This is a genomic window from Aneurinibacillus terranovensis DSM 18919 (assembly GCF_000430625.1).
Lineage (GTDB): Bacteria > Bacillota > Bacilli > Aneurinibacillales > Aneurinibacillaceae > Aneurinibacillus_B > Aneurinibacillus_B terranovensis.
Map to the genome: position 1 here is coordinate 22,438 of NZ_AUMJ01000016.1, position 14,618 is coordinate 37,055.

The following is a 14,618-nucleotide window of genomic DNA, read 5'->3' on the forward strand; positions in this document are numbered from 1 at the left end:
CCTTACTTCTTCATACGTAAGCTTGTCCTGAATAAATAGCATATTTACCCATCCAATCCGCTATTGTGATCGCCTTCATCAAGACCATCCCAAGTGAACTCATACCAAATCCCATTATTACCGTCTACAATTCTGCCGTCCATTTGGCCAGTAACCAGACCAAATTGAAAATTACCTCTGCCATTTTCATTTATATGTATAAAGGCCTGGACTTCCATATTCATATAATCTTCGTCCCACATTTCCATTTCATAAATGTTCCGGATTCCTCTTATGTCCATAATCTCGCCCCTTTCCTTTTAAGCCCTGACCGAAACTACCCCTCCAGAAATTGGTTAATTTCACGAATACATTCTTTCTCGCTTACATCCTTGCATTCCTTTTCCCACTCCATTAACAATCCGCCTAACCATTCCAATGCATCATCGGGTGCCCATTCTTTGAATTCAGTCTGGCCTTCACTCGTGAACTTGAGAATTCCTTTAGCCAATCCCGGTCCTGCCTTTTTCATCTCTGAAAACATAGCAAGCTTCCGATACTTCCATAATTGTTCCGCAAAAGGTTCGAGCGCTTCCTCCACCATTTCATACGTAGCTTCAACCAGTTCCACATAACAGAAACACTTAGATCCGGAAGGGCGATTCCACAGACCTTCAACGCCTATGCTGATAAGCGCCCGATAAACATCGTCCGCAACGTTGTCCTCATTCACATCGCTTATTTAAGCCTTTGCCAGCTCCTCAATTCGATTCGCTAATTCACGGCTTTCCTTCGAAAGAAGTCGTAAAATGGTTTTCACTTCTTCTGGATTTAATTGCTCCAGGTATTTTGACATGGGTGACTCTCCTCCATTATTGATTTACAATCCTGCGGTTCGGATCTCCTCCATCAACGATCGAAACCGGCGATATTCGGTCATGATTTGACGGTAAAAACCGTTCCATACGTCTTCCTTACCGCTCCGCGCGCATACTTCCTTCAAATCCTTCATCCACCGGGCCGCTCTGGCATATCCCGTCCGATTGCGATCACCGATATGCTTCAATACCAGATCCCGGTACAACGGAATCAATCGGACCGGATCATGCTTCTTTATTTCTTTGAAAAGTTTGAGCATTACCGGTTCGTTCATAAGGAATTGAACTTTCCTATTCGAAAATTCCGTCCAGACATTTGATACGAATGGGTTCATACGTTTTAAGCCTTGGTGCTATCAGGTTCATATCTTTACGCCAACCGAGCAAAATGCTTTCTTCATGCCGGTTCCACAGCACTTTCAAATCAGGAGCGAGAAATAGGGCCGGATCGAAACGGACCCCGTGAATATTGCGCAAATGAGGCGTCTTGCCGCAGTCCTTTGCATCGCAATGAAAGCGGCCTGGGCATTCGCGTTTGTGGCAAATGCGTCCCAAATACTTTCTGCCTGTGTTAAATACAAATACTTCCCACGCATGAGTGGTGGAAGACATTTGCCGGCAAAACCGGGCAAGCCCGGGCAGTTCGTCCGGATGAGACAGAACAACGGCCAGATCGAGATCACCCGGATAGGGGTCGCCGGCGGCCATGGAGCCGCATAAAACAACCTCTTGAACCGACACCAGATTTTTCGCCTTATTCGCAAAATGCTGTGCGGCTTGAAAAAAAACGAATGCTTTCGTTCATACGCTGTTTCAATTCCCTTCACACGAAATGTTCGGTAATACCGTCAATTGATATTTTGAACACGTCATCAAGTCAAAGTTTGTTCGCTGTACCCAATGGAAATATAGCCTCTCAGCCTTTTCTTATACATGCGCATAAGCATTGACACTTCCATGTCGACATAATCGTAAATCTGAACTTCACGCTTTGGTTCATATAAGCGGTGAAGCCTGCCTGCACATTGCTGCAGCTTTCCCTTCCAGGAAATTGGCGTTACCAGAAACAATGTATCGAGACGTGCATCGTCAAATCCCTCTCCTGCAAACCTTCCGGTGGCGAGAAACACCCGCTCCTGATCAGCCGGTATAGAACGAATTTGATCTTGAATCTCCTTCCACTTTCTTTTCCCCATTCCACCGCGCAGAACGATGACGTTTTTGGCGAAGTTTTTCAGCCGGTTTTCAAAATATTCCAAGTGAGAAGTCCGATCCGTTAACAAAATCGGAGACCTTCCTTGATCCAGCGCTTTCAACAAATCGTCAAAAATTTGGTTTCCTCAATGCTTCGGCTTGTCCCTCATCTCCCATTGGATTGAGTGCTACTTGTTTATTCGGTTTCCAATTTCTTGTACCACGCGCCCAACGCTCTGGATGCTTTGCCTTCGCTGCTTCGTATACGTCTTTTCGCTTTTCCAATATGGATACGTGTTCTCCCGTATGACACTGTACAGGCGTCACAAAATTCAACCCACTATGCAGGTGAATTTCATTGTACCAATGGACAAATTGCTGTGCCCATTGTCTTGCTTCCTCGAGCGATGCAAAACCCTTGTGCGGGAAATCTGGTCGATATTTGAGTGTTCGAAACATCGCCTCTGAATAAGGATTGTCATTACTCACGCGTGGTCTTGAAAAGGAGCTTTGAATGCCCAATTTCTCTAGTAAACTTAAGAATGTCTCTGCTTTCATCGGGCTACCATTATCTGAATGCAATACGAGTGGTGCCCCTTGGATTTTTTCATTGATGACGGCTTTTTTCACGAGCGTTTTGGCGTGTTTTGCCTCTTCTGTTTCCCAAACTTCCCAGCCAACTACTTTTCTACTAAATAAATCGAGAATTAAATAGAGTCGATAATACAAACCTTTCACAGGTCCTCCAAGCCAAGTAATATCCCATGTCCAAACTTCGTTTGGCCCCGTTGCCAGATGACTCTCAGGGATTCTTCGCTCGGGCTTTTGGCTACGACCGCGGTGATGTTGCATTTTTTCTTCACGTAACACACGATAAAATGTGGATTCTGACGCAATGTAAGTTCCTTTATCCGCAAGCTTTGGTACAATTTGTGTCGGCGGTAAATCGATGTACTCTTCTTTTTTGACAACCGTCAATATTTCCTCTTTTTCTTCTTCAGACAACTTATTTTTCGGCACGGGTCTTTTCACAAGTGGACGCTGATCGACCTTTACATCACCCTCTGCCACCCAACGCTCATATGTTCGAACAGTAATAACGCTGCGGCTTCGGCTAGTGCCTTTTCTTTCTTTTGTAGCTCTTTTTCTAATTGTTTAGCACGCTTCTGTTCTTCATTCAATGCACCATTCAACTGCTTTGCTTGATCGAATGCCTGACCATTTGCCTGAAGGCATACACTTTTCCATGCTTCAATCTGTTCACGATACAGACCTTTCTTGCGACAATACTCTGCTAGCTCCAACTCATTCATTGCGAACGTCTCCATCACAATTAAAAACTTATCTTAACTGCTCCATTTATCGCTTGTTTGACCATTGCCTGGTGTTGCCACACCCGCTGCGCGTGCTTCCTTACGCCACTTATACAACGTCACATCTGAGATGCCTTCTTCTTTCATAATTTGCGTCACCGATTCATTATTTGGTGGCATCATGCGTTTAACAATGGATTCTTTTTGTTCCTGCGAATATCGTACTCTATTTTTCCCTGTCATATTGATCGACCTCCGTGTTATTTACTTAACTATAACACTAAAGTATCGTACGACATCTATCCTAACAGAGGGGGGTCATCCCGAAAAGTCAAGTGGTTTTTCTGATATTTTTTGAAATATTATGGACAATTCCAGGATCGGTGATTAATTACCAGTTAATTACTCGAACTGCATAGGTCATGTCTCTGACATGATATAATACAAACCCATGCGGGTCTCCCCTTCAATATAAAAAAACGTTCAGAGCAAGCCCTGAGACGTTGGAATGTTTAGGAACTTAAGCTGTCCCTCCTATTGTTTAGTTTCCTTTAATACATCTACTTCTAAGTTCAACTCGCTAACATAACGATTTACAACACGTACTTTCGCGTCTAAAGAAAGCATATTGTTTTCTAACTTATCGAATCGCCCTTCTATGCGACTGACTTGTCCTTTTAACTCGCTTACATCTTCTGCTAATTTGTCAACCTTAACCAAAACAGCTTGCACCATCTCATTATTTTTTTGCATCATCTCATTATGCTTGCCAACCATTTTAAATAACCGCTGTAGTACATCTTCACTCATGGCTAGCCCCCCCTTATTTAAGCCCGAACTATGCTTTCATTTGCATTTTTTCGTTCTGAAACTCAACAGCGTAGCTATTCCCATGTGAAAATAGCACAACGCTTCCTTCAAACATTTAACTCGTCTTAACGATTTTTCAATTTCACGATTCATTAAATTTAAGTATAGAAAAATAATACCACATTTTGTTCGGGGACTATATTATAAAAAATACAGTAACGATTATAAACATTACCATCCGAAATATGAACCCTTAGATTTGTATATAAATATCATAACAATTTAGCACTAGCTACACAGTTGCCAAGATATCCCTTCACACTTATATATTAAATTTTCACAGAATAAAATACGAAATTTTCTATTAATAAATAACTGAAGGTTCTCCTAGGCAGCCTGCGAAAACTAGTAAGCAATAACACCTAGAAAAATTGAAATGCCTTTTGTGAATGGCAGGCCTTTGGACATATCAAAATGTCTGCAATCACTATATTAATAGACATCTTGTAGGGATAGTAATAAAAAGGAGAGGATTTGTAACAACAGCATTATCGGGACCATGATTTTGGCTTCTTCTTCAACCAGCTTTGTAACAGCATCCAGCCACGTCGTGAAAAAGAAAGCATCAACTAGTAAACCACAGGTATCAAAGCCGCTTACGTATGCTGAATTTTTCAAACTTTACGGCGGTACCTGGCAGAATGGCGAAGACTTATTATATATAGACAAAAAACAGAATGACATTGTAGTCGGGCTGGGTTATCAAACTCCGACCCAAGGGGATGATGTGTTCTATGGAAAGTTAGGGAAGCTTGTCTCCAAAGATAAAGGACAGTTCATGTATACATATGTTTATGATAAGGACAATAACGTATACTTTTATTTGGCCAAGATATATTAACCAAAACAGCGACTCTAGAATACGAAAGGTCGGTAATTCAGTTAGCTGCTCTATTCACCAATCATTCTTTTCCCTATTCTTAAAAGTTGCAGCACTTGAAATTGATCAAATACCTTTGTCTTGAGCCCATCTTTTGCGATATGTATATGTTCTAATCCGAACTTCGGTCTCGTTTTGTTTGCGGTTTTGTTTCTACTCAAAGGCAACAAAGTGGCTAGTGGCGTTTGCGCTTCTTCAATGCTTCCAGTCCGTTCATTTCCGGCATTTCAATATCCAAAGTCACGACATGAGGATGAAGTTCCTTGACCATTTTTATCGCTTCCAAACCGTTTCGGGCTGTACCTATCACCTGTAATGATGCATCTTCTTCGATCAATCGAGAAATAAGTTTCCGCATAAAAACGGTATCGTCCACCACGAGCACTTTTGTTTTCAACACCGCATCGCTTCCTCTATACTTTTCTGTAAAAAAAGGTGTCTACCGGTTCCAACTGATATTTTTGCGGATGAAAGATTTGTTCCGTTCCCCTGATAAAAAAAATAACCGCCTTTTTTAAGGACTTGCTGAATTTCGCGAACAGAGCTTCCTTCGCTTCATCAGTAAAATAAATGAGGACATTGCGGCAAATAATCAGATCGAAGTATTGTTCGAACGAGTCGGCCAATAGATTATGACGTTTGAATTAACGCATCTTTTTACTTCGTCCGAAATCACGTATTGCTGGTCACGAACTGCAAAAAATTTGTTGAGATATGGTTTCGGCAAATCTTTCACGGACTGCGCCTGGTATTTTCCTCCTTTCGCCTTCTCAATCGCATTTTGGTCAATATCCGTGGCAAGTACCTGGATTTCCCGCAAATTCAGGAAGGAGGAGAGCGCCATGACCAAACTGTACGGCTCTTCCCCCGTCGAACAAGCCGCGCTCCAGCATTTGATCCGTCCGTTTCTGGCAAGAATTCCCGGAATGACTTGTTTTTCAAGGACTTCCCACCTTTTGGGGTTCCGAAAAAATTCCGACACATTGATGAGCATCCGATCCAAAAAATCATCGAACAATTCCGGATTTTTGATCATCGCCTGAAAAAAGTCGAGAAACGACCGAAAGCCCCTCTTCTCTTTCAAGCTGTTCAACCTACGCCGCATCTGACCCTCTTTATATAAAGCCAAATCAATTTCTGTTTTGGATTTTAATCTTTGGATAAATTGCGTGAAGTCCTGATCCAAATCTATGGAGGTAATCATAGGATGGTACCGCCTTTCAATCATTCATTGTAACGTTATGTATAAGTTCTTCTTCCACTCCGATGTCAGCTCCACCAAATCCAGAATCTTGTAAATATCCTGTGAAATATGGCGAAGCTCCATACTGTTTTGTTCAAGAGCGAAGCCAATCTTCTCTGCCCCTAAATCCAACCCATCCTGTTCTATCCTGATGCCTTCGCAACAGCGGTCAAAAATCGGGGCTCGTCTACCGGCTTGACTATAAAATCAAAGGCGCCGGAGAGAAAAGCCTCTTTCACCATCGCTTCCTGCCCCATGGCTGACGTCATCAGGATCTTCGCTTTGGGATCGATGGCCCGTATGTCTTTTGTTGCCTCAATTCCATCTTTATTCGGCATCGTTATATCCATCGTCACCAGTTCCGGTTTGAGTTCGTTATATTTGGAAACGGCATCGTTGCCGTCTACCGCTTCACCCACCACTTCATGTCCCGCCAATTCCAATATTTTGCGAAGCATCATATCAGCATAAAAGCGGCATCATCCACAATCAGAACCCTCATTCTTATACTTTCACTCCCGTCCTGTGTTTTTGTATGACGTTATACACGGGTTGTCATTTTACCGAACCCGCTGCAGTTTCGCAAGCATACACAGTTTTCTAACCACGGCTCACAAACAAGGTTATGATTGTTGAATCCCTCATCTTAGCTGCTCATGGACAATTGGACAATAATCATAGCATTCCTTAGGTCTTCTGTACATAAAAACCACTTCTTTTTAACCGCTATACTGGAATCCGGTTCTCATCAGATGGACAAACTCTCCAGCCGGTAAAGGATAACCAATTAAATAACCCTGTATTTCATCACACTGATGGGAGCGTAAAAAGTTCAACTGTTCCGTCGTTTCCACACCTTCGGCAATTACCCTCAGATTCATGCTGTGCGCCAGATGAATGATGGAGTTCACAATCGCTCTGTCATCCGCATCGGTTGCAATGTCACGTACAAATGATTGGTCAATTTTCAACGTATCAATCGAGAGGCGTTTTAAATAGTTTAACGAAGAATAACCTGTGCCGAAATCGTCAAGCGAGATACGAATTCCGATCGCTTTCAATTGCTTAAGCGTACCTAGAGTAGCATCAGGATTTTCCATTAACATACTTTCTGTAATTTCCACTTCCAGATAGCGGGGGTCAAGTCCTGTCTCCTGCAGCACACGAACAATCGTTCCCACCATATCCGACTGTTTAAACTGCAACATGGAGAGATTTACCGCGACGCGAATGGGCGGATATCCTGCAAGCTGCCATGCTTTATTTTGAGTGCATGCTGCCCTCAACACCCACTCGCCAAGAGGGATAATAAGGCCCGTATCTTCCGCGAGGGGGATGAATTTTACCGGAGGCACCATGCCCAGTTCAGGGTTCTGCCAACGTACCAAAGCTTCCATGCCGATGATTTCCCCTGTATGGAGGTTAATCTGCGGCTGGTAGTAGACGAGAAATTCATCTTTTTGAAGGGCTTTACGTAAACTGTTTTCCAGCGTTAGACGTTCGAATGCTTCATCATCATTCATGAGTGAACGGTACAACTGGTAGTTGTTTCTGCCCTGTTTCTTGGCGTGGTACATCGCTGTATCGGCATTTTTGATCAACGTTTTCGAATCGTTGCCGTCTGCAGGATATACGCTGATTCCAATGCTTGAAGAAATAAAAAGTTCACGATCCCCCAGCATCAAAGGTTGCCTCAGCGCTTCAATTATTTTTTCCGCAACGGTAACGGCATCCTGCTCATGAAAGACCTCCGGAAGAAGAATCATGAATTCGTCCCCGCCAAAACGGGCTATCGTATCGCTTTCGCGAATACAACGTTTCAAACACTCCGCAACAGCCTGCAACAAGTCATCGCCGATACAGTGTCCAAACATGGCATTGATCCGTTTAAACTGGTCCAAATCGATAAACATCACCGCTAACTTCTTGTTGTTGCAGCTGGAGTGGTCAATCGCCTGATCGAGCCGATCATTGAAGAGGACTCGGTTAGGCAGGCCGGTCAGCATATCATGGTACGCCTGATATTGAATTTTCGACTCCATCTGCTTTCGCAAGGTGATGTCTTCGAACACACCGACGTAATGCATCGCTTCTCCCAGATCATCTTTTACAGTAGTGATGCTGATCTCTACCAAATATATCTCCTGCTTTTTGTTGCGATTCCAGATTTCTCCCTTCCATCGTCCAGTTTCATGTAACGCCGCCCACATCTCTTTGTAAAATTCAGTTTGATGCAATCCGGAACTTAAGATGCGCGGGTTATTGCCGATCACTTCCTCCTCACTGTATCCCGTCACTACACTGAAAGCAGGGTTAACGAATAGGATCGTACCTTCCCGATCCGTGACCATGATCCCTTCGGTAATATTGTCAAACACTTGGGATGCAAGACGCTGCTTGTTTTCAAATTGTTTCATCTCCGTCAAATCGCGTGCAATCGTGGAAAAATACTCAATAGTTCCGTCTGCCTTCTTATGCGAAAGGACGATCTGGGAAACGGGAATTTCTCTTCCGTCGCGGCTTAAAAAAGCTGTTTCACCGGACCATACCCCGTCTCTTGCCGCAGTAGGCAGCCCTTCGCTCAGGACGAGTCTGCCTGCCCACTCAGGGTGGGTATCGGGAATCGTAATACTGGAAATATCTTCGCACTTGTCGATGCCGAGCATTTCCCTGGCCGCATCGTTGTAGTAAAGGGCACGTCCTTCTATATCGGCAGTAGCTACGAAATCCGGTATTTTTTCCAGGATGGCAATCAATCTGTTTTGGACATCCTCTGCTTGTTTGCGGGCAGTAACATCACGGAAAACCAGAACAACACCCAGTCTGTTCCCTTTTCCATGTTGAATAGGCGCAGCACTCGTTTCTATGGGGATTTCCACTCCACTTCGGGTGATCAAAACCGTATCAACCATTTGAAGGCTTTCGGCCCCTTCACATAGAACCTCAAATACGGAATGCGGTTCACTGGTAATTTGGAACACTTCTCTAACCTCTTTCCCTGCCGCATCCGCCAATTTACACTGAGTTAACTTTTCCGCAGCAGGATTCATGAATGTAACAATCCCGTTCACATCTGTCGAAATCACGGCATCGCTTACACTTGTCAGCGTTGTGGTAAGCCACTCTCTGTTTTTAAGCAGTGTTTGTTCAGACTTATACAATAACACAAAGGGCTTATGCACATGTTCTACAAACACCGCCCGATAAATGAACATATAAGCCAAAATTTTATAAGCGTGACCAAGAAAAAAGAAAACGTCAGTCACACTGGCAAACAGCGTAAAACAAAGTTCACTAAGCATCATGATGGTGACAGCAGTCAGCAAATGGCTTGCATGAAAGGACTGCGACTTGCGTGATTTCGTCATAAGAAGAAGGGCCGTCACCCCGTGGATAGCGATAATAAAGTACTCTGCACTCATTTTAAACGGGGTAAGTCCTTTACCCGCGACGAAGGTTTCTGGTACTATGTCATCATGAAACAATACGACCCAATAGACAAGTGCGGTAAAAGTGAAACTGCCAAGCAGGTGTACATATCGGGTATACGCTGAATTAAAAGGTTTCCCGTGCAGCAGCACGATGCTTAGCAGTGCCGCACTTGCAAGAAATCGCGCCGCCAACCAAAAATCGATTGCTTTTTCAGGACTGCTTGGCGTAACAAAATCCGGCGTGCCCGGATACGATAATATATGGGCAAAGTCAATCAGCCCTACGCCCAAGAAGGCACAGGCGAGCAGAACCGTATTGCCTGTCCGCTTCCCGCTATAGGCATGCCAGCCGATGCCGTACACCATGAAAGCCACGACAATGCCAATTCCCTCCATCGAATTATGCAAAAAAACGGCGATGGGTGAACCTTCTAATAAAGTTAACGGAGGTTGCATGATGTAGACCAGCAGAATGCCCGCCATCAGTATAAACGTAATCCAAGCTGTCTGGCGCAGCGTACTGGGATGAACAGGGCTTTGTAAATGTACGGCATCAAAATCCGAAATTTCGAAAGTAGCATGAACCATCTGATGAACCGCCTTTCATCACTCTTACAAAAATCACTCGCAAGTTAAATCAAACATGTTCACTACCGTCCTGTATTTTTGTATGATGTTACACACGGTGGGTCATTTTGCCGATCCCCGCCACTTCCAAGATTAACGCAACCCGGCCGTCTCCCAGAATCGTAGCTCCCGATATGCAGTCAATTTTGCATACATATGCTCCCAACGATTTCACGACGATTTCCTGATTGCCCATCAGTTCATCGACGACCAAAGCGATTCGCTTTTCTGCCGTGCCTACAACGACAATCGGCTGCTGTTTCTTTTTCTGCCGCATCCGGGGAATATGGAAATAATCATGCAGCCAAACAACCGGCAGCACCCGTTCCCGGATCACAACCACCGAATCTCCCTTTATCGTTTGGATGGCCTCCGGCGGCATACGAACAATCTCCACTACACTGCTCATCGGCAGGATGAATGTTCTTCCGTTTAACTTGATTAAAAGTCCGGTAATAATCGCTAATGTTAACGGTAGTTTAATCTTAAATCGGGTTCCTTCTCCCAGCTTGGTCTCAATGTCGATCACACCGTTCAGTTTCTCGATATGATTGCGCACGATATCCATTCCGACTCCCCGGCCGGAAACGTCGCTTACGGATGACGCAGTAGAGAAACCAGGACGGAAAATCAAGTAGATCGCTTCTTGATCGGATAGTTTCTTGTATTCTTCTTCCGAAATGATTCCTTTACTAAGGGCCGATCTCCTTATTTTGTCGGGATCGATGCCGGCGCCATCGTCTTCTACCGTGATGACCACCAGGTTTTCTTCGTGTGCGGCGGTAATCCGCAGTTGGCCTTTGGGAGGTTTCCCTGTACGCTTTCGTTCCTCCATAGGCTCGATGCCGTGGTCGACCGCATTGCGAATTAAATGAATAAGCGGATCGCCAATTTCTTCAATGACCGTACGATCCAGTTCGGTTTCACGCCCTTCAATGCTCAGATCGATTTCTTTGTTTAACGATTGGGCCAAATCCCGGATCATCCGGGGAAAACGGTTGAACAACTGCTCGATCGGAAGCATTCGCACTTTCATGACGCTCTCCTGCAGTTCACCGATGACCCGGGAAACATGATCGGAAATTTGTCCAAGTTCATCCACATTTTCATCGGACGTATAGCGGTGATGCAAAACATTCCCGACCTGACTGATCCGGGTTTGGTCAATAACCAGTTCTCCCACCAAATTCATCAGAAGCTCCAACCGTTCCACGTCCACCCGGATCGTCTGTGTTTTCCGTTTCCCTTCTTCGATAGCCGTCTGTTTCTCCGTTCGCTTAGGCATGACGGATGCGGCAGCAGCCGTCTCGGATTGGCTTTCCTCTTTAGGCGTAAAGAGTGCAATCTCTGCATCGGCAATATCCATTATGGAAAGCAAGGCACCCTTCACCAGCGATGTCTCAGCCCGGCAAGCCAGCAGAAATTGAAGTTCTTCCAAAGATGAGGCTTCCTCCTCTCCGAGATCTTCGAGGGAAGGGACGGTTTGCAGGACGTCTCCCCATGAATCCAGCTGATTAAGGATAATCCAAGCACGGGCCGATTTCATCGGGCAATCCGGAACAAGCCAAACATGAATGTCGAGAACGCGCAAACCTTGTTCTTGCGCTTCTTGAACTTTTAATAATACTTCTAAACTCCCTATGGAAAGAGAACGGGACTCATGAACGGCTTCTTTTCGTTCCGCCGGATGATCTTCCGAATCGACAGCAAAGCGCTGCAGTTCGTTCACTAACGGGCTGATCTCGGTGGAGGATATGCATGCACCTGCCACAAACTCTTCTTTCAACATCCGCAGATGATCCAAACATTTAAATAATAGATTGATCATCGTTTTCGTCACCCGCAAACGATGGTTGCGCACCTGATCCAAAATATGCTCCATTTCATGCGTCAACTGCTTCATCTCTTCAAAGCCCATCGCTGCGGAAGAGCCTTTCAGCGTATGAACTGCCCGGAACAGGCTCTGAATCGTTTCTTCCGACTCTCCGGCTTGCTCCAGCTTCAATATTTCCTGATCCATGGTTTGCAGCTGATCTTCCACTTCGTCTATAAATACCCCTGTCAACTCGGATAAATATGATGAATCCATCGTTTTCACCCCCTATTCATGAAGTACCTGATCCAGCTTCAATACGCTGACCAAGCCGGTTTCGGTGCGTCCGATGCCTGTGAAATAGGAACCGCGTACGCTGCCAATACGCTCCGGAGGGGGCTGGATGTCCGAAAAGGTCGTCACTTGATTCACCCGATCGACCACAATGCCTACCATTTCATCCGAATGATTCACCACCACGATGCGGGTCGACTTCGTATAGGATTCTTCCGCCAAGCCGAATCGATTTCGCAGACTGATAATCGGCACAATTTTGCCACGCAAGTTAATGACTCCTTTCACATAAGGCTTGCTGTTCGGGATCTCGGTTATGTCCTGCATCTTGATAATTTCATGAATGTCGTAAATCCTCAGCGCGTATCTTTCTTTTCCAATACCGACCTCAATGTATTGATCCTGCTGCGTTGCTTCCATATGTTCACCTTCTTTCCTGTTCTATAGGGAAACCCCAATCTGCTTAGAATGGGGTTATATTATCCTGATAAAGCTAGTTAATTTTAAAGGTGGATACAGCGTTGTTCAGTTCCTCGGCCAGTTGGGCCAGCGACTGGGCCGTTGATGCGGTTTCCTCGCTGCTGGCCGCCGCTTCTTCCGTAACCGCCGAGATGCTTTCGATCGAAGCCATCACCTCGGAGGATTGAGCGGCTTGTTCCTCGCTGGCGGCGGCGATTTCGGTTACCTTTCGGGCAGATTCATTGACCATCATAATGATATTCTCAAACGCTTCTCCGGTTTTTTGCGACGATGCGACGCCTTCTCCCACCGCTTTTACGCTTTGCTGGGTATTCTCCTGCATCCCTTTGATAATGGAGGTGATTTGCTTGGTCGCTTCGCTGCTGCGTTCGGCCAGCTTGCGCACTTCATCCGCAACGACCGCAAACCCGCGGCCTTGACCCCCGGCCCGCGCCGCTTCAATAGCCGCATTCAAGGCGAGCAGATTCGTCTGATCGGCGATATCGTCAATGACTTCAATAATTTCCCCGATTTTGTTCGAATCTTCTTCCAACCGGGACATCTGTTGATTGACCAGATTCATACCGTCAATGGAGGAACGGACCACCTTACCGCCATCTTGCGCAATCGTCATGGTTTTATTGGACAATTCCGACGCCTGCTCCGCACTCCGGGCAACTGAATTAATAGCGGTAGATAATTCTTTAAACAACTCGTTCATCGTTTGAGCGGCATTGGCCTGGCTTGTGCTGCCGCTGGCAATCTCCTCGGTGCTGGCCGAAATTTGCTGCGATGCGGCAGAGACGCTTTCAGCTGAAGCCAGGATTCCGCCGACGGTTTTGCGCAAACTCAGCACCATGTCGTTGATTGATTTGGCCAACTGACCAATTTCGTCTTTTGTATTGATATCCGTTGTTTCTCTTAAATCCCCGTTAGCCACCTTGCCAACCAATCCAACCACACGATTCAATGGGCGTGCAATGATTTGGGAGATAAAGTAGCCGAAACCAATGCTGAGCAGCAATGAAACGATGACGATCACAATGGTGATGGTAAAGTTGGAAGAATATTGGGCTTTTCCGTCAATCTCTGCCTGTTCTGCACTCTTGGTATTGAAATCGATTAAATCCTGTAAAGCCTTGTTCAATTCATCCCTGGCCTTTACGTAATCTCCATTTAGGAGAAAAGCTGAAAATTCTGTATCTTTACCTTCCAAACTTAATTGAGTCGCCTGATTAAAAGATTTCATATATGCTTGCCACGAAGTTTCAATCTTTTTATATAATTCTTCATGTTCTTTATGTGCGAAGGTTTGATTTCCGTAAGCAGCTATTTTATCGTCAATCTCTTTTTTAAGTCCTTCCGTTTTTGCCAATACATCATCTTTTTCTTTTTTGGTTGTATAAACATAATGCATACTCAATATGTTTACTCTCATTTGTTCGTACAAACTTTGTATATCTTTGATATTGCTTATGGGTGTAAGCCTCTTATTATACATATCATCCAGACTGGCATTCAATTTTCCCATATTTGATAGTCCGTAGAATCCGACAAAAGCCATAATGATCGCCATAATGACGAATGCAGATATTAGTTTCACAGCCGTTTTTAAATTATAAAACCATTTCACAATC

11 protein-coding genes and 4 pseudogenes are annotated in these 14,618 nt (G+C 44.8%); 1 reads left to right on the forward strand and 14 read right to left on the reverse strand.

What is annotated here, in order from left to right; translation table 11 throughout:
* Positions 1–44: 44 nt before the first annotated feature.
* From H525_RS22610 to H525_RS0103210, 7 genes and pseudogenes are all read right to left on the reverse strand, one after another.
* Positions 45–281, reverse strand: coding sequence for a hypothetical protein (locus H525_RS22610; RefSeq protein ID WP_051330765.1), 237 nt, complete (start codon positions 279–281; stop codon positions 45–47).
* A gap of 35 nt (positions 282–316) precedes the next feature.
* Positions 317–712, reverse strand: coding sequence for a hypothetical protein (locus H525_RS0103175; protein ID WP_027415001.1), 396 nt, complete (start codon positions 710–712; stop codon positions 317–319).
* Positions 713–859: 147 nt separating this feature from the next.
* Positions 860–1,132, reverse strand: a complete 273-nt coding sequence (locus H525_RS0103185) for a hypothetical protein (RefSeq protein WP_027415002.1) — start codon at positions 1,130–1,132, stop codon at positions 860–862.
* Positions 1,133–1,148: 16 nt separating this feature from the next.
* Entirely contained in the window at positions 1,149–1,598 is a 450-nt protein-coding gene (locus tag H525_RS0103190; protein WP_027415003.1) for a hypothetical protein, read from the reverse strand.
* Positions 1,599–1,729: 131 nt separating this feature from the next.
* On the reverse strand, positions 1,730–2,176 hold the full coding sequence (locus H525_RS0103195) for a DEAD/DEAH box helicase (RefSeq protein WP_342664264.1): 447 nt from the start codon (positions 2,174–2,176) through the stop codon (positions 1,730–1,732).
* 4 nt (positions 2,177–2,180) lie between these two features.
* A pseudogene (locus H525_RS0103200) lies at positions 2,181–3,547 on the reverse strand (IS3 family transposase).
* A gap of 351 nt (positions 3,548–3,898) precedes the next feature.
* Positions 3,899–4,174, reverse strand: coding sequence for a hypothetical protein (locus tag H525_RS0103210; protein ID WP_027415006.1), 276 nt, complete (start codon positions 4,172–4,174; stop codon positions 3,899–3,901).
* A gap of 559 nt (positions 4,175–4,733) precedes the next feature.
* Between H525_RS0103210 and H525_RS0103215 the strand changes: the two genes are divergently transcribed.
* A complete protein-coding gene (locus tag H525_RS0103215; RefSeq protein WP_027415007.1) occupies positions 4,734–5,075 on the forward strand; it encodes a hypothetical protein in 342 nt (113 codons plus the stop codon).
* A 232-nt stretch (positions 5,076–5,307) separates the two neighbouring features.
* Here H525_RS0103215 and H525_RS0103220 read toward each other — a convergent pair.
* The 7 genes and pseudogenes from H525_RS0103220 to H525_RS0103255 all read right to left on the reverse strand — a co-directional run.
* Positions 5,308–5,514 (reverse strand): annotated as a pseudogene (locus H525_RS0103220) (response regulator); the annotation flags it as partial.
* Positions 5,515–5,527: 13 nt separating this feature from the next.
* Positions 5,528–6,318 (reverse strand): annotated as a pseudogene (locus tag H525_RS22620) (CheR family methyltransferase).
* Positions 6,319–6,500: 182 nt separating this feature from the next.
* Positions 6,501–6,859, reverse strand: a pseudogene (locus tag H525_RS22625) (response regulator).
* Positions 6,860–7,076: 217 nt separating this feature from the next.
* Complete coding sequence (locus H525_RS22630; protein ID WP_051330767.1) at positions 7,077–10,376, reverse strand: bifunctional diguanylate cyclase/phosphodiesterase; 3,300 nt, start codon at positions 10,374–10,376, stop codon at positions 7,077–7,079.
* Positions 10,377–10,464: 88 nt separating this feature from the next.
* Positions 10,465–12,504: a chemotaxis protein CheA gene (locus H525_RS0103245; RefSeq protein WP_027415009.1), complete on the reverse strand. Its 2,040-nt coding sequence runs from the start codon at positions 12,502–12,504 to the stop codon at positions 10,465–10,467.
* Positions 12,505–12,516: 12 nt separating this feature from the next.
* A complete protein-coding gene (locus H525_RS0103250; RefSeq protein ID WP_027415010.1) occupies positions 12,517–12,942 on the reverse strand; it encodes a chemotaxis protein CheW in 426 nt (141 codons plus the stop codon).
* A gap of 73 nt (positions 12,943–13,015) precedes the next feature.
* A complete protein-coding gene (locus H525_RS0103255; RefSeq protein WP_027415011.1) occupies positions 13,016–14,614 on the reverse strand; it encodes a methyl-accepting chemotaxis protein in 1,599 nt (532 codons plus the stop codon).
* Between the last annotated feature and the right edge of the window lie 4 nt (positions 14,615–14,618).

Excerpts from the sequence above, each read along its gene's own strand:
- H525_RS22610 (WP_051330765.1), bottom strand. The coding sequence starts at position 281 with ATGGACATAAGAGGAATCCGGAACATTTATGAAATGGAAATGTGGGAC.
- H525_RS0103185 (WP_027415002.1), bottom strand. The coding sequence starts at position 1,132 with ATGAACGAACCGGTAATGCTCAAACTTTTCAAAGAAATAAAGAAGCAT.
- H525_RS0103210 (WP_027415006.1), bottom strand. The coding sequence starts at position 4,174 with ATGAGTGAAGATGTACTACAGCGGTTATTTAAAATGGTTGGCAAGCAT.
- H525_RS0103215 (WP_027415007.1), top strand. The coding sequence starts at position 4,734 with ATGATTTTGGCTTCTTCTTCAACCAGCTTTGTAACAGCATCCAGCCAC.
- H525_RS22630 (WP_051330767.1), bottom strand. The coding sequence starts at position 10,376 with ATGGTTCATGCTACTTTCGAAATTTCGGATTTTGATGCCGTACATTTA.
- H525_RS0103245 (WP_027415009.1), bottom strand. The coding sequence starts at position 12,504 with ATGGATTCATCATATTTATCCGAGTTGACAGGGGTATTTATAGACGAA.
- H525_RS0103250 (WP_027415010.1), bottom strand. The coding sequence starts at position 12,942 with ATGGAAGCAACGCAGCAGGATCAATACATTGAGGTCGGTATTGGAAAA.